Annotated in this window: 17 protein-coding genes; 14 read left to right on the top strand and 3 right to left on the bottom strand. The window is 37.9% G+C overall.

The features are described 5' to 3' along the window. Nucleotides 1-46 precede the first annotated feature (46 nt). Nucleotides 47-478 carry a cytidine deaminase family protein gene (locus ACSYSF_RS09090; protein WP_489867702.1) on the top strand — a complete coding sequence of 144 codons (432 nt, stop codon included), beginning with the start codon at nt 47-49 and terminating at the stop codon, nt 476-478. Between the two features lie 50 nt (nt 479-528). On the opposite strand, the gene ACSYSF_RS09095 is transcribed toward ACSYSF_RS09090, so the two are convergent. Together ACSYSF_RS09095 and ACSYSF_RS09100 are read right to left on the bottom strand one after the other, a co-directional pair. After that, nucleotides 529-1,569: an oligosaccharide flippase family protein gene (locus tag ACSYSF_RS09095; RefSeq protein WP_489868269.1), complete on the bottom strand. Its 1,041-nt coding sequence runs from the start codon at nt 1,567-1,569 to the stop codon at nt 529-531. Next, nucleotides 1,545-1,916: an oligosaccharide flippase family protein gene (locus tag ACSYSF_RS09100; RefSeq protein ID WP_489867703.1), complete on the bottom strand. Its 372-nt coding sequence runs from the start codon at nt 1,914-1,916 to the stop codon at nt 1,545-1,547. The genes ACSYSF_RS09095 and ACSYSF_RS09100 overlap by 25 nt, the downstream gene beginning before the upstream one ends. Nucleotides 1,917-2,202: 286 nt before the next feature. On the opposite strand from ACSYSF_RS09100, the gene cbpA reads away from it, so the two are divergent. Then, nucleotides 2,203-2,847, top strand: coding sequence for a cyclic di-AMP binding protein CbpA (gene cbpA / locus ACSYSF_RS09105; protein WP_489867704.1), 645 nt, complete (start codon nt 2,203-2,205; stop codon nt 2,845-2,847). 150 nt (nt 2,848-2,997) lie between these two features. Further along, nucleotides 2,998-3,720, top strand: coding sequence for a TatD family hydrolase (locus ACSYSF_RS09110; RefSeq protein WP_489867705.1), 723 nt, complete (start codon nt 2,998-3,000; stop codon nt 3,718-3,720). A 64-nt stretch (nt 3,721-3,784) separates the two neighbouring features. Here ACSYSF_RS09110 and ACSYSF_RS09115 read toward each other — a convergent pair whose 3' ends face one another. Next, a complete protein-coding gene (locus tag ACSYSF_RS09115) occupies nt 3,785-4,387 on the bottom strand; it encodes a TetR/AcrR family transcriptional regulator (RefSeq protein WP_489867706.1) in 603 nt (200 codons plus the stop codon). 134 nt (nt 4,388-4,521) lie between these two features. Here ACSYSF_RS09115 and ACSYSF_RS09120 point away from each other — a divergent pair, with 134 nt between their 5' ends. The 11 genes from ACSYSF_RS09120 (at nt 4,522) to hslO (ending at nt 19,664) form a co-directional block, all read left to right on the top strand. Beyond that, on the top strand, nt 4,522-7,044 hold the full coding sequence (locus tag ACSYSF_RS09120; RefSeq protein WP_489867707.1) for a YhgE/Pip family protein: 2,523 nt from the start codon (nt 4,522-4,524) through the stop codon (nt 7,042-7,044). 112 nt (nt 7,045-7,156) lie between these two features. Beyond that, nucleotides 7,157-8,113: a TerC family protein gene (locus tag ACSYSF_RS09125; protein ID WP_489867708.1), complete on the top strand. Its 957-nt coding sequence runs from the start codon at nt 7,157-7,159 to the stop codon at nt 8,111-8,113. 210 nt (nt 8,114-8,323) lie between these two features. After that, nucleotides 8,324-8,890: an aminoacyl-tRNA hydrolase gene (pth, locus tag ACSYSF_RS09130; protein ID WP_489867709.1), complete on the top strand. Its 567-nt coding sequence runs from the start codon at nt 8,324-8,326 to the stop codon at nt 8,888-8,890. 17 nt (nt 8,891-8,907) lie between these two features. Beyond that, nucleotides 8,908-12,408, top strand: a complete 3,501-nt coding sequence (gene mfd, locus ACSYSF_RS09135; RefSeq protein ID WP_489867710.1) for a transcription-repair coupling factor — start codon at nt 8,908-8,910, stop codon at nt 12,406-12,408. A gap of 4 nt (nt 12,409-12,412) precedes the next feature. Then, nucleotides 12,413-14,002, top strand: a complete 1,590-nt coding sequence (locus ACSYSF_RS09140; protein ID WP_489867711.1) for a polysaccharide biosynthesis protein — start codon at nt 12,413-12,415, stop codon at nt 14,000-14,002. Continuing rightward, a complete protein-coding gene (locus ACSYSF_RS09145; protein WP_489867712.1) occupies nt 14,002-14,280 on the top strand; it encodes an RNA-binding S4 domain-containing protein in 279 nt (92 codons plus the stop codon). The genes ACSYSF_RS09140 and ACSYSF_RS09145 overlap by 1 nt, the downstream gene beginning before the upstream one ends. Nucleotides 14,281-14,406: 126 nt before the next feature. Continuing rightward, a complete protein-coding gene (locus ACSYSF_RS09150) occupies nt 14,407-14,775 on the top strand; it encodes an FtsB family cell division protein (protein ID WP_489867713.1) in 369 nt (122 codons plus the stop codon). A 103-nt stretch (nt 14,776-14,878) separates the two neighbouring features. Then, on the top strand, nt 14,879-15,853 hold the full coding sequence (gene tilS / locus ACSYSF_RS09155) for a tRNA lysidine(34) synthetase TilS (protein ID WP_489867714.1): 975 nt from the start codon (nt 14,879-14,881) through the stop codon (nt 15,851-15,853). A 95-nt stretch (nt 15,854-15,948) separates the two neighbouring features. Beyond that, the gene (gene hpt, locus ACSYSF_RS09160; protein WP_489867715.1) at nt 15,949-16,545 is read left to right on the top strand and encodes a hypoxanthine phosphoribosyltransferase; all 597 of its coding nucleotides are present in this window, start codon (nt 15,949-15,951) and stop codon (nt 16,543-16,545) included. A gap of 53 nt (nt 16,546-16,598) precedes the next feature. Continuing rightward, nucleotides 16,599-18,668, top strand: coding sequence for an ATP-dependent zinc metalloprotease FtsH (ftsH, locus tag ACSYSF_RS09165; protein ID WP_489867716.1), 2,070 nt, complete (start codon nt 16,599-16,601; stop codon nt 18,666-18,668). A gap of 102 nt (nt 18,669-18,770) precedes the next feature. Beyond that, nucleotides 18,771-19,664, top strand: a complete 894-nt coding sequence (gene hslO, locus ACSYSF_RS09170) for an Hsp33 family molecular chaperone HslO (RefSeq protein WP_489867717.1) — start codon at nt 18,771-18,773, stop codon at nt 19,662-19,664. The last annotated feature ends 89 nt before the right edge of the window (nt 19,665-19,753 follow it).

Genomic DNA, 19,753 nt, shown 5'->3' on the forward strand with positions numbered 1-19,753 from the left:
TATAATAAGCTTAATAATTTTAATTTTTAAATTGGGGGCATTAGGGATGGAAATTTGGGAAAAGTTATACGAAAAAGCAAAAGTGTTATATGATCCAAAAGATGTGACACCATTTATCTATGCACATAATGTTGTTTGTGCTATGGAAGCAGAAAATGGTGAAATCTATACAGGATTTTGTGTTGAAAGTTGTTCAGGTGTTTGCAACTTGTGTGCCGAAAGAGTGGCTGCACTAAATATGTATGTTAATAGTGGTCAAACACATATTAAGCGCTTAATGGCGTTCCGTGATGCTGCACCAAATGGTGGTGGTAGTGGTATGCCATGTGGCGCTTGCCAAGATTTCTTGTTGCAATTAGATGAAAAGAATCAAGAAACAGAAATTATGATGGACTACGAGAAAGAGCAGACAGTTACTTTGGCCGAGTTAATGCCTAATTGGTGGGGTAAAGAACGTTATGTCACGGAAAATGATTAACAGAGAAATAAAAAGCAGATAGGATTTTTCTTACCTGCTTTTAAATTTGACTAAGATTTTTTATAGAAAAATAGAACAACTAATATTACATATAGACCACTACCAATTAAAACTTCCAAGATTAAATTAGTTGCATTAAAAGTTAGCTTGTTATTGATAAGCAAGATTGCATAATACATTACAGCGGCGGCTATTAAGAAGGGTAGACTCCCTAAAAATATTTGTTTCATATTGAAATATGATTTTAGTATATAGAGTTGAAACAGAGTTACAGATAATTCAGCAATAATAGTTGCATGCACAACGCCAATTCCATGAAAGAGCTTAATGCATGGATAATTTAATAGTAAATTAATGCAGGCACCAACTATTACAGAATAGAAATAAGGTTTTATTTTTTTAGTTGGTATTAAATATTGGACACCGATAATGTTGCTCCAACTAACTAGAATAATCAGAAATGATTCTAATTCAATATAACTCGATATACCATTAAATTTATTGGAGAAGAACCACAATGAAAAGTCCTTTGATAAAGCTAGTGTTCCTGCAACTAATGGGAAACATATGAAGTTAGTGATTGTAAAACTTTGTAGCATTAACTTCTTTAATGCTTCAGTTTGTTTTGCCGCATATAATGCACTTATTTTAGGGATAAAAACGGCACCAGAAGCAGTAATAAATGTTATTAAAATTTTGATTAAACGATCAGCGTTTTCAAAGTAAGCAACAGTGGATATATTATCAAATAGCCCTAAACAAGTCTTATTAACAGAAGCGTATAAAGTAATAATCAATTCTGGTAATAATAAAATAGTTGCGGATTTAATGTGTTTTTTAAATCTTAAACAAGTCTTGGTTGGTTTTGCTATTTCACTGTGTAAATTGATATAAAAAGCTAAATTACTAATCAAAGTAGAAAAAGATAGTATATAAATGTACAATAATAAATCTGATTGATCATTAATGAAGCTAAAGATGCTAAGCGCTGTTACAGTACGCATAATAAAATTGCGAATTGTAATGAGTTTAAAATTTTCGGTACCCTGATAATACCAAGTGATATCTAAAGCAACAGCAATAATCTGAATAGATTAAAGTAGTAAGGAAGATATGTCGGCTGTGCTAATAATAAAAAGACTACGAAAATTATAAAAATAGCAACTGAGACACTCATTCGGAAAAAATAAAGTTCCCAAAATATTTGTGTCCGTAATAATTTGTTTTGTGTAGTAGTGGCGATAAGTTGACAATCATATGTTGCACCAATCGTTGCAACTAAGATAAAATATTGGGTATTCGTTGCAGTATAAGAGTGGATACCAAGTTCATGTGGCCCTAAAATTCGAGCGACATAAGGCATGGTTAATAGTGGAATAAATAAGTTAAATATTTGATATAAAATGTTCCAAAGATAGTTACGCACTAAAGATGTCATGTGATTTAACCAAGCTTATATTAGAAATTATCTGTGTCAAAAATATAGCATGATTTATTTGGGAACTGGTTAAAATTAATTGAACGTATCAAAATTACAATTAATCGTTATTTTTTTGGAAAAGCCAGTTTTAATACGTAGTGGTAAGGTAGTTAATAACATTAACAAAATTGCTAATTTTCTCATTTTATATATAATTTGTGTTACGATTACCAGAAAATAGTGCAGTGTAAAAGGTTTCGTGTTATTATAATTAAATTAGAAACTAAGGATAGGAGTTGGCTAAATGTTAGCGACTTTGGTTAAGTCTCGGGACCTATTAACAACGCTAAGCGAAAATGCGACTCTTAAAGATGCATTAGACATCTTTGATGAGACTAATTTTCGTGCTATTCCAATTTTGGATGAGAGCGGTCAATTGTTCCGTGGCGCAATATATAAACTGCATATTTATCAGCACCTTATTCAAGGTGGTGATTTAGATGCTCCGGTTACAAGTTACATGCGTAACATGACCAAGTTTGTGCGAATTGAATCAACTTTTTATGAAGCATTTTTTACCTTAAAAGATTTACCATTTATTTCAGTTCTTGATCAAGATAATCATTTTATTGGAATTTTGACGCATGCACGTATTATGAGGCTATTGGCAGATTCTTGGACGACTGATGGTGGACGTTATAGTTTAACATTAGTATCAGAAGGCGAGCGTGGTACCTTAGAGAAGGCAACACATATTATTTCTCGATATACGACAATTTCGTCTGCAATGACTTTAGATCCAGATAAAAATCCACGTACAACACGTCTTTTATTCACACTACCGCGCACAGTTAGTGAAGGATCATTATCAAAAATCATTAAGATACTATCTCGTAAAGGCTATCATTTAGAGTCTTTGGAAGATTTATCGCAATCATCATACATGTGATGAATAAAATGACTAGGGTACTTCAAAACTCTGGTCGTTTTTTGTATTTTGGGGGTAAGTGGTTTTTGTTTATACTCATAACGCGCTTACAGAGACTGGATTCTTAATGTAATGAATTTGCTCGCGCAATAGTATTAGAGGTTATAAAATATGTTAATTGATATGCATAGTCATAGTGATGGGAATCCGTTATTTATTCAGACACAGCAGGAAAACGATGTTGCTAGCATTTTAAATGCAACGACAACGCATGAATTTTATTTTAATCAAAAGTATGCTGGTCCAAATCAATTGTTGAGCTACGGGATTCATCCTTGGAAATCACAATGTGGAAAGATTAATGAGGAACTGCTAACCAAAGCAGCAGTTATTGGTGAAATCGGCTTGGATACAGAATGGACGGATGTGCCATTAGATGTACAAAGGCTGGTATTTCACCAACAATTACAATTTGCAGACGAACATCATAAACCCGTGATTTTACATACAAAGGGTTGTGAGAAAGAAATTTTAGATACTTTGGATGCGTATCCTGATTTAGTTGTGTTAGTGCATTGGTATTCAGCAGCTGAATTACAAGCAGAATACATTCAGCGAGCTCATAGTTATTTTTCTGTGGGTCCTGATGTGCTGACTGATTCGGTTGTACAAGATTTTGCTCAAAAAATACCCGCCGATAGGTTGTTTATCGAATCGGATGGGTTAGAGAGTTTTTCATGGGTATTAAATCGGTTAGTTGCTATGAATGAATATAGTGCAATTTTAGAAATGGTCTATGATAAAGTTGCACAATTAAGGCATTTAACACCTGAACAATTAAAACAGCAATTGGAAGCAAACTGGCAAACATTACTGAATATTATTTATAAATAATGCATAAAAAATCCTCTGTGATAGTATAAAAAGCTATTGCAGAGGATTTTTTGTTCACACTACTCTAGTCAAACGCAATTAAATCATGTGGCGCCATAAAACGGCTACGCATCAAGATGTTAGCGAGTTCATCTGGTGATTCGGGATGACTTTTATCGATCCAATGACGGACGATATTTAGAATACTGTTAATGGCGATTTCTTTTGTGTAATCAATGGGAATGTCATTTGAAAAATGGCCATGATTTTTAGCTAATTGCGTGGTAAATAATTGATCAACAACGTCTTTAATTTGTGAGAAAAATTGTGAATCACCATTAGCGGAAAACAAAGCATGCATCGTTTCACGTTCGCTATCAACATATTCCAGTGCTTGACTGAAGACGCGATAGGTTGCACCAGAACGGTCGGCATTTGAAGCGTTACTAAGTGGTTCCTTTAAATTATCTTTTAGAGAATCCGTGATGTTGATGATGAGTTCTGCTTCAATTTTTGATAGTAACTCATATTTGTCAGTATAGTGCACGTAAAATGTACCACGACTGACACCCGCATTACGCGTGATGTCTGAAACAGTAATGTTACTAAAGCCCTTTGTTTCAATTAGCTTGATAAAAGCATCTTTAATTTTTTGTTGTGTATTTGCATTGCGCTCAGCTTGTTTCATAAATCATACCTCGTTTATTGAACAGCATGTTCAAAATTGTATATTGTACTGCTCCCCTTTTAGTCTTAATATAAGTCACAGAGAAAAAATATTCAACAAGTTGTTCAATATTTGTTTTAGAAGGAGAAGAAGCAATGTTGAAATCAGAGTGGCAATGGCTTAAAGCTCATAAATTTTATATGTTAGTTATTTTTGTATTATTTTTTGTACCTGCAATTTATGCTGTCACTTTTTTAGGATCGCTGTGGAATCCATACGGTGAGGTTAGCAAATTGCCTGTAGCGGTTGTTAATCGAGATAAGGCAGTTAACTATAATGGCAAACAGTTAAATATCGGCCATGATTTAAAGGCTGAATTACGTAAATCAGGTGCGATGAATTTTAAGTTTCCATCAGCAAATGAAGCACAAAAAGGTTTGGATAGTGGTAAGTATTATACGGTTATCACAATTCCCAAGAATTTTTCACAAAATGCGACTACCTTATTAGATAAGCAACCAGAGCAAATGAAGCTAAAGTACACAACCAGTTCGGGTCATAGCTTTATTGCTGGCAAGTTATCTGAAACAGGGGCTGAAAAAATTGGTAACCAAATTTCTAGCAAAGTTACCAAAATCTATACGAAGACGCTATTCAAAGAAATGAAGGCGGCTGGTAAAGGCATGGATGATGCTGGTGCTGCCAATAAAAAATTGGCCGATGGTGCGAACACATTAAAAGATGGTAGCGACCAAGTGACGAATAACTTAAATAAACTAGCCACTAGTTCACTAACCTTCCAAGATGGTGCGAATACCTTATCACAAGGAATTGGACAATATACGGCTGCTGTTAGTCAAGCAGATACAGGTAGTCAGCAATTGAACAATGGTTTGCAGCAAATGAATCAGCAAGCACCGACGTTGATTAACGGGATTGGTCAACTACAACAAGGTACGCAACAATATACGGCCGCTGTTGGTCAAGCAGCGCAAGGTAGCCAAACATTATCAACTGGTTTGAATCAATTAAATCAACAAGTGCCTGCTTTGCAAACAGGTGTAATGAAGTTAAATAATGGCTTAGCACAATTGAATAAACAAATGACTGATAATGATGTCAAAGGTAATTTGGCAAAGGTTCAAAAGGAATTGACGTCATTATCTAGTGTTGTTGATGATACTAAGGAAGTTTTACCTGATAATCAAACAATTAATAGTCAATTTGATACTCTGCAATCAGATTTAAAAGCACTTGTTGCTGCCAATAAAGCTGATCAAGGGACATTGACCAATAATATTAATGCAGCAATGCAAGATGCTGGTATTGATTTGTCAGCAGAACAAAAAGCAAAATTTGTGCAATCATTGGCAAGTAAACAAAGCGATACCCAAACGGCTAAAGTGTTGGCAACGATGACGCAACACGCAACAGCATTGCAAGGTAATGTTAATCAATTAGAACAAGTAGCCCAAAAGCACCAAAGCACACTAACAACCTTAAATAAAGATTTGCAAAACACTGATTTGCATACCATTAATAATCAATTGGCATCAATGCAGCAGTTACCAGGGGCAGTGGCTGAGCTATCAGCTGGTTCGCAACAATTAAATGATAAGTTGCCAACTATGCAAAGTGCCATTGGTCAATTGGCCAAAGGTGGCCAAAGTTTGAATTCGGGACTCCAAACTTTGCAAGGCAAATCAGGTACTTTGAATAGTAGTGTGGCAACTTTGCAGTCTGGGGCACAAACCTTAAGCGGCGGCGTTGGCCAACTTGCACATGGTGCCTCACAGTTGAATGGTGGTTTACAGACATTATCTGGTATGAGCGGTCAATTAAACAGTGGTGCTAAGCAATTAAATGACGGTGCTGGTCAAATTAGTAATGGGTCTGGTCAGTTGGCGAACGCTGCCCAACAAATGGGACCTGCTTTGACACAGATGAATGCAGGTAATCAAACATTAGCTGACAAATTAACAGATGCTGGTAAGCAAGCCGGTCAGTTGAAGAGTAACAAGGGCACGTTAACGCAAATGGCAACGCCAGCGAAGTTAGATCATACCGAAAAAGATAAGGTACCTAATAATGGAACGGGTATGATTCCATACATGTTCTCAGTGGGGATGTTTGTTGGTATGATGGCATTAAACTTGATGCTTGATATGGTGACGCCACGCACCAAGGTATCATCATTAGCGGCTTGGTTTGGTTCAAAGATGTTGATTCTCTTCAGCATTGCCACAATGGCAGCAGTTGTCCTATATGCACTTAGCGATTGGATACTCGGTATGGATCCAGTTCATCCAGGTCAAACATTCTTGGTTATGTTACTAACGAGTTATATGGATGCTGCTTTGGTAACTGCCATTTACATGTGGTTCGGTCGTGCCGGTGCCTTTGTATCAATGGTCTTATTGGTTCTACAGTTAAGTGTTGCTGCTGGAACATATCCTATTGAATTATCAAATAAGTTCTATGAATGGTTGCATCCATTAGTACCAATGACTTATTCCGTAAATGGCTTACGTGAATCAATTATGATTGGTGGTTCGATAGATAGTGCGTTGACGGTAATAGTCAGTGTGATGATTGTATCAATCATTGCAATGTTTATTTACTTTGTTATCCGAAAGCATAGTTTTAAAACATTTGATGATCCAGTTATTGAAAACTAAATTTCATTAAGAAGCTGAAACAAATAGATGTTTCAGTTTCTTTTTTGTTATAGAATATAATAATGAATCAATAAAACAGTTAAGCGAAAGAATAAAAGAGGAAGCGTTATAGATGGAAGTTAATATATGGGTTTGGATCGGCTTTTTTGCGTTCGTTATTGCCATGTTAGTATTGGATTTAACCGTATTTAATAAAAAAGGCGAAGTACCCACTTTTAAAAAGTCGTTGTTGCAGACAGCTGGCTGGATTCTCTTAGCATTTATATTTGCTATTGGTATCTGGTTTTTCGCCGGTAGCGGTCATGCAGTTGACTTCGTTACAGGTTATTTATTAGAAGAATCATTAAGTATGGATAACTTATTTATCTTTATTTTGGTCTTTGGGTTCTTCGGCATTGAAGCGCGTTATCAACATCGAGTTTTGTTCTGGGGTGTGTTCGGTGCAATCGTTATGCGTGTGCTATTTATTTTAGGTGGGGCCGCGTTGTTACATAAGTTTGAATGGTTGATGTATCTATTTGGTATTTTCCTAGTTTATACAGGTATTAAAATGCTGTTCAATAAGGAAGAAGATCAAAACTTGGATGATAGTAAAATTATCCAAGGGCTACGTAAAATCTTGCCGGTAAAAGATGATGTTAGCAAGCCTCATTTTATCGTTAAAGAAAATGGTAAGCATTTTGTAACCCCATTTTTAATCGCTTTGATTTTCATTGAAGTGTCTGATATTTTGTTTGCGGTTGATTCAATTCCTGCTGTGCTAGCAGTTACGCAAGATACATTTATTGTGGTAACATCGAATATCTTTGCGGTCTTAGGTTTACGTTCGCTATTCTTTGCATTGTCAAAGCTATTGCCAATGTTCCGTTATATTAAGTATGCGTTAGCCATCATTTTGGCATTCATTGGTGCTAAGATGTTGATTAACGAAGGTGGTAAGATGTTTGATTGGCAATTTGAAATTTCAAATGTTGTCTCATTGATTGTAATTGTTAGCCTGTTGGTCATTGCGATTTTGGCATCAATTGCTAAGACGCGTTGGGAAGATGAGCATCCTAAATCAAATTAAAAGTCTGCCCTGATAGTTATATGCTACCAGGGCTTTTATTACGCCTGTTTTAAGCCAACCGTTTTAAATTTGTAAAAACGTTAGGCTATTCAAAGAAATAAAATTGGGTTAAACTTTATATTAATTAAGTAAATAAGATACATGGGTGGGGACGATAACGTTTCGACCCATTTCGTGCGTTAATCGCATTTAAAAAGTGAGGCAAAAATAATGAAGATGATTGTTGGATTGGGAAACATTGGTAAAGAATATGATAAAACACGTCATAATATTGGTTTTATGACGGTTGATGCATTGGCTGATAAGTACCAAGCAACTTTTAAACAAGATGGTCAGCGCCATGCGTTTGTTGCTGATATGCGTATCAACAATGAAAAAGTGTTATTGGTGAAACCAACAACGTATATGAATGATTCAGGGGATGCAGTCCGTCCTTTAGTTGACTACTACAAATTGGATTTAGCTGATTTGTTAGTCGTGCAAGATGATATGGATATGGACTTGGGTCGCTTGCGTTTACGTCAGAAGGGCTCAGCTGGTGGTCATAATGGTATTAAGAGTATTGTGAGCCAATTAGGCACACAAAAATTTAATCGTTTGAAATTTGGCATTGGGCATCCAGCCCATGTTCACCATGCGGTAGTGGACTACGTTTTGGGTCATTTTGGTAAAGATGAACAACCTGATTTATTGGCTGGATTAGATAAAGCCGTTGAAATATTTGAAGGATTTGCAGCCGGCGAAGAAATGCCAATGCTAATGAATAAGTTTAATTAAAGGAAGAAATCGACGTTATGGAATTAACGGAATTTTTACAACAAGATAAGGACTTACAACAATTAGCCAGTGGGTTAACACAAGGAGGCCGTCATTTAATGACCGGTATTTCCGGAACGGCTCGCACGGTTTATTTAGCTGCGTTACAAAAGAAGACACAGCAACCAATGGTAATTGTTTCTGATAGTCAATTTCATGCTGATCAATTGACCGAAGATTTGCAGGCGCTCCTTGGTGATGAACATGTGTTAGCTTTTCCAGCTGAAGAAAGTTTAGCAGCGGAATTATCAGTAACATCATTAGATACGCGATTGGCTCGTGTTAAAGCAATGCAGTTGTTGTTGACAGATCCACAAGCTGTGGTGGTGACAGGTATTGCAGGTGCGCAACGGTACTTGCCCGCAGTAGATGAATTCAAACAAGCACAAATCACAGTAGATTTTGCTCATGAATATGATTTGCAGCAGTTACAGACACAATTGCATCAGATGGGTTATCACCGCAATACGACGGTTGAACAACCAGGTGAATTTGCAATTCGTGGGTCAATTGTGGATATTTATCCATTGGATATGAGTAATCCAGTGCGGTTAGACTTCTTTGATACTGAATTAGATGCAATGCGCTCGTTTGATGCTGAAACGCAACGTAGTATTGATAATTTGGATAGTCTAACCATTTTACCAGCAACGGACTTGGTACTTACGGCAGAACAACGTGATGCTGCTAAAACGCAGTTAGAGTTGATGATGACGAAGTACCGTGATAGGTTGGATGGTGCTGAGAAACGTCATTTAACTGAAGCGATATCACCACTATTAACGACATTAGCGGACGGCCAATTATTGCCAGAAATTCGTGCTTATTTGCATGTTTTGTATCCAGACGCAGTTAGCTTGTTTGACTATCTACCTGAAAATGGGGTGGCGGTATTTGACGATTATCCACGTGCTTTAGAAAATGCTGCGCAAATGCAATTGGACAATACGAATTGGTGGTCTGATAAATTAGAGAAAAGACAAGTTTTGCCAATGGACGATTTCGGTTGGTCATTGGCTGATCAAGCACGTGATGTTAAACAAACGAGCTTAATTTTGTCCCCATTGCAACGTGGAATTGGTCAGTTACGACAAACCAGTTTAACGAATGTCACTGTACGACCAACCCAGCAATTCTTTGGGCAGATGCCATTGCTAAAGGGCGAGGTTGAACGTTGGCAAAAGCAAAATATGACGATTGTTTTTCTAACTAATTCTAATGAACGGCAAGAAAAGTTGCTACAAACATTGGATGATTTTGGAATCAAAGTAAATCAAGTGGCAGCGGACCAGATTACTGGTGGTCGGACGCAATTGACGACACTACCATTAAGTGCTGGTTTTGAATTGCCAATGCAAAAATTGGTTGTACTAACTGAAAAAGAATTGTTCCAACAGGTTCGTAAGCGTGCGCCAAAACGACAAACTTTGTCGAATGCGGAACGTATTAAAAGTTATAACGAACTAAATCCGGGTGATTATGTTGTGCATGTTAATCACGGTATTGGAATTTATGAAGGGATGCAGACGATTGAAAATCGTGGTGTGAAGCAAGACTACATTACGATTGCCTATCAAAAAGATGCAAAACTGTTTATTCCAGTTACCCAATTGGACATGGTGCAAAAGTACGTTGGCGCGGCTGAAAAGCCACCTAAAATTAATAAGATGGGTGGTACTGAATGGCAACGGGCAAAAGCTAAGGTTGCCAAAAAGGTCGAAGATATTGCCGATGACCTATTGGCATTATATGCTGAGCGTGAAATCAAAAAAGGATACGCATTTGCGCCTGACGATGAAGCGATGCATAACTTTGAGGAGGCTTTTCCATATCCTGAAACACCTGACCAAGTCCGTTCGATTAAGGAAATTAAAGCGGACATGGAGAAAACGCGTCCCATGGATCGTTTACTAGTTGGGGATGTTGGTTTTGGAAAAACTGAAGTTGCCATGCGTGCTGCGTTTAAAGCAGCCCATGAGGGTAAACAAGTGGCTATGTTGGTGCCAACGACAATTTTGGTGCAACAACATTATGAATCATTCATTAATCGTTTTGATGGCACTGACTTAAGGATTGCTAGTTTGTCACGTTTTCAAACGGCTAAGCAAAAGAAAGAAATCAAAGCTGGGTTAAAGAATCATACCATTGATATTGTCATTGGAACCCATAGTTTGTTGGCTAAAGATATTGAATTTGGTGACCTAGGTCTCTTAATTATTGATGAAGAGCAACGTTTTGGTGTCAAACACAAGGAACGTCTTAAGAGTTTGCAAACGAATGTCGATACGTTGACATTAACGGCCACACCGATTCCACGTACGTTGAATATGGCAATGGTAGGTGTTCGTGATCTATCAGTAATTGAGACACCACCAGCTAATCGTTATCCCATCCAAACTTATGTGATGGAACAAAACGGTCGGGTAATTACAAATGCGGTTGAGCGTGAAATGGCTCGTGGTGGGCAAACATTTTATTTGCATAATCGCGTTGCTGATATCGAAAAGGTTGCCGGTATGATTCAAAGTTTGGTACCTGACGCCCAAGTTGCCTATATTCACGGTCAAATGACCGAAGCCCAGATGGAAGGTATTCTGATGGACTTTATCAATGGTGAATACGATGTGTTGGTAACAACGACGATTATTGAAACAGGTGTTGATATTCCAAATGCTAATACGTTATTTGTTGAAAATGCGGATCATATGGGATTATCACAACTATATCAATTACGTGGTCGTGTCGGTCGTTCACACAATGTGGCCTATGCTTACTTTACATATCCAGGCACACGTTCATTGAATGAAGAAAGCGAAAAGCGTTTAACCGCAATTCGTGATTTTACAGAACTTGGTTCTGGATTCAAAATTGCGATGCGTGATTTGTCAATTCGTGGTGCTGGTGATTTGCTAGGGCAATCACAACACGGCTTTATTAACACTGTTGGTTATGACTTGTATACGCAAATGTTGCAAGAAGCGGTTGAAGCTAAGCAGGGTAAGCAAGTGAAGCATGTTGATTCCGAATTGGATCTCCAAGTTGAAGCTTACTTACCATCTGATTATGTTGCAGATGGACCACAAAAAATTGATTTGTATCAACGTATTCGTAAAGCAACGAAAGCAGAGCAATTTGCTGAAATTACTGATGATTTGGTTGACCGGTTTGGTGATATTCCAGCAGCAGCGCAACGCTTGTTGGTTGTGTCGCAACTAAAAGCTTTAGCTGATCGCGTGGGGATTACGCAAATTAAGCGAACAACTGTGCAACCAAATGTGGTGACAATTCATTTTGCTAAAGAAACTGATGTGACCCTTGATCAAGTAAAACAAGCAAGTTCCTTGACGAAAACGCGTGGGCAAATTAAAGTAAATGAACCTATTGTATTTACGATGTCAATTCAGCCAAACCAAACAGATGATGATTGGTTACAGAATTTAATGCAGTTTTTGCAAGCATTAATGCCTCAAAAGGATTAAACTCATGAATAAAAGTGGTCAAAATTTAATGGCGGGCGCAGGTATTTTAACCTTAGCAGGAATTATTGCAAAGGTTTTGAGCGCAGTCTATCGGATTCCATTTCAAAATTTAGTTGGTAATACAGGTTTTTATGTGTATCAACAAGTTTATCCAATCTATGGGATTGGTGTGGTTTTAGCCTTAAGTGGTTGGCCAGTATTTATTTCAAAAATTATTACCGAACAAACAGATGATGAACATCGGCAATTAGCAGCCAGACGCTTGTTTTGGTTATTGTTATTGATTAGTTGTGGTTTATTTATATTAGTTTATGGTGGCGCGCCAATCTTAGCTATGGGAATGGGTGGCAATTTAAAGTTAATTCCGGTCATTAAAGCAGTCGCATGGATGTTTTGGCTAATGCCATTTTTGGCAGTTGGCCGAGGATACGCACAAGGTCAATTAGATATGATGCCAACAGCGGTTTCGCAAATTATTGAACAAATTGTGCGCGTTGGCGTCATTATTGTTATTGCTTGGTATGGTGTACATGCCGATTGGTCAATTTATAAAATTGGAACTTGGGCTATGGCTGCCGCTGCATTTGCCGCATTAGCTGCCACAAGTTATATGATTAGAACGGTTAAGTCGGTTTGGGAATTACCAATTACTTCCCGTGTTAAAAAGGACAAGTCGCTAAGTTGGCATAAGATTTTACGACGACTTTGGACAGAAGGTAATCTACTAGCCATGTTGGCCGGTTTGTTAGTTTTGCTACAATTAGTCGACTCATTTTCAACAAAAGGTTTACTAGAAATTCATGGCCTCAGTGAACATGCGGCGGAATACGCTAAAGGTGTATACGATCGTGGTCAACCGTTGGTGCAATTGGGGATGGTGTTAGCGACAGCGGTTAGTACGTCATTGCTACCAGTATTACGACAGCATGTAGTTCATCATGAGCAGCACGTATTTGTCGATAATTTTCAAATGATGTTTCGTTTATCATTAATTTTATCGGGTGTGGCAACGTGTGGCTTAATGGCTGTGATGCCAGTTGTAAACCAAGTATTATTTAGTACCCGCGAAGGTAATGCTGCTTTAATCATATTTGTTTTAACGGTCATTCCAGCTACGTTAATTTTAATTGCCACTAGTGTTTTGCAAAGTTTAAATGACACACATGGTCTTAGTGGCCTGATTTTTTTAACAATGTTGGTTAAATATGGGCTAAATATTTGGCTAGTACCAAAATATGGTATTGTTGGTGCGTCTTTGGCAACCATGTTGTCATTATTGCCAATGCTATATATTGTTTTAAGACGATTGCCGAAAACATTGTGGACACAATGGCATAGCCCTAAGTGGTGGTACAAATTTGTAGCGATTTTGTTAGGTGTAACCATTAGTGCAGGTGGTTGGTGTAAAATTAGTGATATGGTGATTGGCACTTCACGATTTGCAAGTTTAATAACGCTGATTGTTGCGGTAATTGTTGGTATAATAGTATTTGTTATTATGACTTGGCAATTACGATTATTATCAATCGCTGAATGGTACGCATTGCCTAAAGGAACAAGAATATATGACTTTTTGGAAGGAAAACATAAATAATGCGCTTAGATAAGTATTTAAAAGTATCACGTTTGATTAAACGACGTTCTGTCGCAAAAGATATTTCTGATCAAGGACGTATCGATATTAATGGTAAAACTGCAAAATCATCTAGTGATGTGAAGAGCGGTGATGAATTGACGATTCGTTTTGGAAATAAAACGACAACGATTGCCATTGAGCGAATTGTTGAAACAACTAAAAAAGATGAAGCAGAACACATGTATCGGATTGTTTCAGAAACTTATGCCCAAGATTTTAGTGGCAATGGCGATTAAGTAACATTCTGTTATATTTGTATACAAAATCGTTAAGAAAGATTAATGACTATTAAGAATTTTAATGTTTAGCGGTATAGTTAGGGTGCTTAGGGGTTCCTTTGACGATATTTTGGAGGCTGTAATATGCGGAAAGTAAAGAAACAATCAAATATTCAGCCGTTAAATAACGCAGGTAAGAACCATATTCGTTATCAAGAGGGGCAAAAAAGATATAATCGGTTCATTCATATGCGCCGTAGAATTATTGCCTTGATTGCGATTGCTGCCGTTGCTGTTTTTGCAATGATAAATGTGTATAGTCAACATAATAAATACACAACAGCAGCCGCTGGCTTACACGAAACGAATAAAGCATTAACAAATGCTAAGCAAACACATAAAGATTTGAAACAAGAAGTTAAAGATCTGCATGATGATAATTACTTACAGAAGTTAATTCGCGAAAAGTATATGTACACAAAAGATGATGAAGTTGTGTTTAACATAAAATAGTATCAATAGAGAGTGGCTGGTGCATGAACTGTTCCGGTCACTACTTTTTTATGTTTTTGTGAACCAATAGTAAAAATAATCAATTAGTAATGAGGTGTTCAGCATGAAACCAAAAGTTTTACGTGCTAATTTAATACGGGAGATTCGCGAACAACAATTATTTACAAATAAAGACCATGTGTTGGTAGCTGTGTCTGGTGGCCAAGACTCATTACGGTTATTACGTTGGTTAACTGAAGGTGATTTGCCTCAAGATATTCAGCCAAAAGTGAGTGCCATCTATATTAACCATCAGTTACGAGCCGATGCGCAAGCAGAAGAAGATTTTGTACAAACTGTATTTGCGAATACGTCTAATTTGGCAACGGCTACGATTAAAAAATTGCAGTGGTCACAGACGCCAACTGTTTCGGTGGAAGAACAGGCGCGTGATAAACGATATCAAGTGATGTTTGCAGTTGCCAAAGAGGTTGGCGCAAATATGATTGTGACAGCTCATCATCGTAATGACCAAGTTGAAACCATTTTGTATAAGTTAGCACGGGGTAGTCGTTTGGAACAGTTAACGGGGATGCCGGCTAAACAGACATTGTCTAATCAATTACAGTTAGTACGACCGTTTTTGGGTTTGTCAAAGTTAGAATTGCAAGATTTGGTTAAGGAACCTGTAAAAGAATGGATTGATGATTACACCAATGATGATCAACAGTATGCACGTAATCGATTGCGACGTGCAGTCATTCCCGATTTGCAACATATCAACCAACAAGCAATGCAACATATTATAGAATTTTCGGAGCAATTAAAAGCGGTACAAGCATTAGCAATGCCGCAAATTGATCGTTATGTTGAAGCTTTAGAACAAGGTTGTTTGGATTGGCAACTGCCTACTGAACAGTTAGTGTTGGTGTTGCAAAAGTGGTTACAAAATCATCAAGTATTGGATGTTAAGGATCGTCAATTAGAACAAGCGGTTCAGTTGATGAAAAATAAAAATGTGGCAACTGGTCGTGTACAATTGCAAGGTGATATGCGACTTGTACGAGATAACAAGAAATTACAGTTGTTAAAAGGATAAAAGTTTTGCTTATGTACTAAACATTTAGCGCTAAACATGTTATTCTTAAAGTTATGTAACAGTAGGGGAATCAAGATTTAGGAGATTAACAAAACATGAACCAATCGGACATGAATAATGATATCGAACGGGTATTGTATAGCGAAGCAGAAATTGCTAAAGCTGCAAAACGAGTTGGTGAGCAATTAGCTGCTGACTATGAAGGTCGGACACCAATTATTCTATCAGTACTTAAGGGTGCTGTTTTGTGGACGGTTGATGTTATGAGACATATGCAATATGCAGAGGTCGAATTCATTGACGTTTCTAGTTATAATGGTGGTATATCTTCATCAGGAAATGTGGATTTGGTGACAGATTTGCAAACTGATATTAACGGTCGTGATATTATTATCATGGAAGACATTGTTGATACTGGAAGATCATTAAAGTTTATGGTTGAGTTACTTAAAAACCGCGGTGCAAAATCAGTGAGAACTGCTAGTTTATTGGATAAAAAAGATGGTCGTGTTGTGGAAGCAACCGTTGACTATGTTGGATTTGATGTACCAAAAGCTTTTGTGGTGGGATATGGACTTGATTACAAGCAACTATATCGTAACCTACCATATGTAGGCGTTTTGAAACGTGAAGTTTATGATCCAGAACATGCTGATATTGTTGATACGGTAGATATCACACCGAATCATTAAACTAGTACATAATACGAGGTAGTAACTGCTATTACTGCCTATAGGAGGAATTGATGAAAAACCAACGAAACGGTAATTTTGTCCGAAATAGTTTGTTTTACGTAATTGTAGTCCTCGGTATTATGGGGTTGATTTATTGGGTAGCCGGGCCCACACAGACCTCGAATACGAAGACTATCTCTACGTCAACATTTATGACGGAATTACGTGACAAGAAGATTGATAAAGTCACGATTCAACCTGGCGATGGTGTTTATGACATTAAGGGTGAATACAAAAAAGCTCAATCAGATAAAAAGTCTAACAATGACTCATTCACGTCGCTACTAGGTGGTGATTCAAAGAAGGCAACTTCTTTTGAAACTAAGGTAGTTGGTAGTGATAACTTTATCGCGACTGTTCAAAACGCTGCTGATAAAACAAAGACTAACGTCACGACTAAGCCACAACCTTCAAACTTCTGGGGAACGCTTGCAGTTACGATGTTGCCATTGCTTTTGATGATTGGTCTATTCTACCTAATGATGGGTGGTATGAACCAAGGTGGTCAAGGTGGCCGTGGTAATATGATGGGTATGGGTAAGTCAAAGGCGAAAGCCGCTGACCCTGCCGAAAATAAGAAGCGCTTCGCTGATGTGGCTGGTGCTGAAGAAGAGAAACAAGAACTTGTCGAAGTTGTTGAATTCTTGAAAGATCCAAAGAAGTTCTTGAAGTTAGGTGCCCGTATTCCATCTGGTGTGCTACTAGAGGGACCTCCCGGAACAGGTAAAACTTTGCTAGCTAAGGCAGTTGCTGGTGAAGCTGGTGTGCCATTCTTCTCAATTTCTGGATCTGACTTCGTTGAAATGTTCGTTGGTGTTGGAGCAAGTCGTGTCCGTGATTTGTTTGAGAATGCTAAAAAGTCAGCCCCTTCAATCATCTTTATCGATGAGATTGATGCGGTTGGACGTCAACGTGGAAACGGTATGGGCGGAGGTCACGATGAACGTGAACAAACGCTGAACCAAATGTTGGTTGAAATGGATGGATTCGAAGGTAACGAGGGTGTTATCGTTATGGCGGCTACTAACCGTTCTGACGTTTTGGATCCTGCTTTGCTTCGTCCTGGTCGTTTTGACCGAAAGATTCTAGTTGGACAACCTGACGTTAAGGGTCGTGAAGCTATCTTGAAGGTTCACGCTAAGAATAAGCCTTTGGACTCAAGTGTTGATCTAAAGGAAATTGCTAAGCAAACACCTGGTTTTGTGGGTGCTGATTTGGAAAACTTGCTAAACGAAGCAGCTTTGCTAGCAGCGCGTCAAAATAACAATACAATTACCGCTAAGGACTTGGATGAAGCCGAAGATCGCGTGATTGCCGGACCAGCTAAGAAGGATCGTGTTATTTCAGCTAAGGAACGTAACACTGTTGCGTACCACGAGGCTGGACACGCGATTGTTGGTCTTGTACTTAATGAAGCTCGTGTTGTTCACAAGGTTACAATTGTGCCACGTGGACGCGCTGGCGGATATGCAATTATGTTGCCACGTGAAGATCAAATGTTAATGAACAAGACCGATGCAATGGATCAAGTTGCTGGTTTGATGGGTGGTCGTGCCGCCGAAGTCTTAATATTTAATCAACAATCTTCAGGAGCTTCAAACGACTTCGAGCAGGCTACTGGACTTGCGCGTGCGATGGTAACGCAATATGGTATGTCTGAGAAGTTAGGTATGGTACAGTTGGAAAAGAATAATGGCCCACAATATGGTCAACCATTATACTCAGATACAACTTCACGCCTAATTGATGAAGAAGTTCGTCATATTACAACGCAAGGTTATGAAACAGCATGTGACATTATCTTACGTTATAAGGACCGTCATGAAGCTATTGCGCAAGCTTTGCTAGAGTATGAGACATTGGATGAGAAGCAAATTTTGAGCCTATTCAATACTGGTAAGATGCCAGAATCTGATACTGGTAATAAATCTACTGATGATACACCTATGTCATACGAAGAAGCTAAGCAAGCTGCAAATGATAAGTTGACAGAAGATGAGGATGACAAAGATACACCTTCATCAGAAACATTAACACCAGATGAACCATCAGATGGTGATGATGATAATAATCAAGCTTAATATTTGATAAATAAAGAATTGGAGGATTAATTTCCTTCAATTCTTTTTTGTACACTCTGTGTTACACTTGATAACGGAAAACAAAACGAAAAGGAAATAAATATGGTAGATAAATTAGTACGTGCAACCACTAAAGATGGTAAGTTCCGTGCGCTTGCAATTGAAGCAACTGACATGATTAAAGAAGTTTCAACTTTTCATGATGCTTCACAATTAGGAACGACGATTTTAGGACGAGCACTAATTGGAACATTAATGTTGTCAAATGCTGTTCTTAAAGGTGACGAACGTTTAGCAGTAAGCATCGATGGCCAAGGACCAGCAGGTAAAATTGTTGTTGAGTCATCAGCCCAAGGTGAGGTTCGCGGTTATGTCACGAATCCACAAGTAGATTTGCCCTTAACGGCGAAAGGTCAGCCTGACGTTGCATCAGCGGTTGGTGTTAATGGCTTTTTATCAGTGACAAAGGATTTTGGAACTGAAGAACCTTTTACAGGACAAGTAGCCTTGGCAACTGGAGAAATTGGTGATGATTTAACTTACTACATGGCTAAGTCTGAACAAATCCCTTCAGCTGTTGCAGTTTCAGTTCTGGTTGATCCAGATGGTACAGTTGTAACTGCTGGTGGATTTATGATTTCAACACTACCTGATGCAACTGACGAAGATATTGATGTATTAGAAAATCGGCTTGCTAATTTCCCAGCAATTTCAACACAAATGATGGAAGGTTATACAGCAGCTGATTTATTAAATAACTTATTTGGTGAAGAAGAAGTGCAACTTTTGTCAACGACAGAAGTTGGGTTGTATCCAGAAATTGCTAAGCATGATTATGCAAGGATGTTGGCAACTTTGCCATTGTCAGAATTACAAGCAATGTTGGACGAAGACCATGGTCTTGAAATCGTGGATCGTTTCACTGGCAAAGTGATTAATTTTGATGAGACTGAGTTGCAAGTAATTATTGCTAACAAAGATGCAAATGGTTTATAAAAATGTGCTATTCAGGCTTGCAAAATTTATAGAAAATTGGCAAACTTATAAATATGTATGGTGTTAAACCAAATCACGAATTAAAGGAA

It is taken from the genome of Weissella sp. ESL1139, assembly GCF_058506735.1.

What these genes read in the sequence shown, in the direction of transcription:
- ACSYSF_RS09090 (WP_489867702.1), top strand. Translation starts at nt 47, where the DNA reads ATGGAAATTTGGGAAAAGTTATACGAAAAAGCAAAAGTGTTATATGAT.
- ACSYSF_RS09100 (WP_489867703.1), bottom strand. Translation starts at nt 1,916, where the DNA reads ATGACATCTTTAGTGCGTAACTATCTTTGGAACATTTTATATCAAATA.
- cbpA (WP_489867704.1), top strand. Translation starts at nt 2,203, where the DNA reads ATGTTAGCGACTTTGGTTAAGTCTCGGGACCTATTAACAACGCTAAGC.
- ACSYSF_RS09110 (WP_489867705.1), top strand. Translation starts at nt 2,998, where the DNA reads ATGTTAATTGATATGCATAGTCATAGTGATGGGAATCCGTTATTTATT.
- ACSYSF_RS09115 (WP_489867706.1), bottom strand. Translation starts at nt 4,387, where the DNA reads ATGAAACAAGCTGAGCGCAATGCAAATACACAACAAAAAATTAAAGAT.
- ACSYSF_RS09120 (WP_489867707.1), top strand. Translation starts at nt 4,522, where the DNA reads ATGTTGAAATCAGAGTGGCAATGGCTTAAAGCTCATAAATTTTATATG.
- ACSYSF_RS09125 (WP_489867708.1), top strand. Translation starts at nt 7,157, where the DNA reads ATGGAAGTTAATATATGGGTTTGGATCGGCTTTTTTGCGTTCGTTATT.
- pth (WP_489867709.1), top strand. Translation starts at nt 8,324, where the DNA reads ATGAAGATGATTGTTGGATTGGGAAACATTGGTAAAGAATATGATAAA.
- mfd (WP_489867710.1), top strand. Translation starts at nt 8,908, where the DNA reads ATGGAATTAACGGAATTTTTACAACAAGATAAGGACTTACAACAATTA.
- ACSYSF_RS09140 (WP_489867711.1), top strand. Translation starts at nt 12,413, where the DNA reads ATGAATAAAAGTGGTCAAAATTTAATGGCGGGCGCAGGTATTTTAACC.
- ACSYSF_RS09145 (WP_489867712.1), top strand. Translation starts at nt 14,002, where the DNA reads ATGCGCTTAGATAAGTATTTAAAAGTATCACGTTTGATTAAACGACGT.
- ACSYSF_RS09150 (WP_489867713.1), top strand. Translation starts at nt 14,407, where the DNA reads ATGCGGAAAGTAAAGAAACAATCAAATATTCAGCCGTTAAATAACGCA.
- tilS (WP_489867714.1), top strand. Translation starts at nt 14,879, where the DNA reads ATGAAACCAAAAGTTTTACGTGCTAATTTAATACGGGAGATTCGCGAA.
- hpt (WP_489867715.1), top strand. Translation starts at nt 15,949, where the DNA reads ATGAACCAATCGGACATGAATAATGATATCGAACGGGTATTGTATAGC.
- ftsH (WP_489867716.1), top strand. Translation starts at nt 16,599, where the DNA reads ATGAAAAACCAACGAAACGGTAATTTTGTCCGAAATAGTTTGTTTTAC.
- hslO (WP_489867717.1), top strand. Translation starts at nt 18,771, where the DNA reads ATGGTAGATAAATTAGTACGTGCAACCACTAAAGATGGTAAGTTCCGT.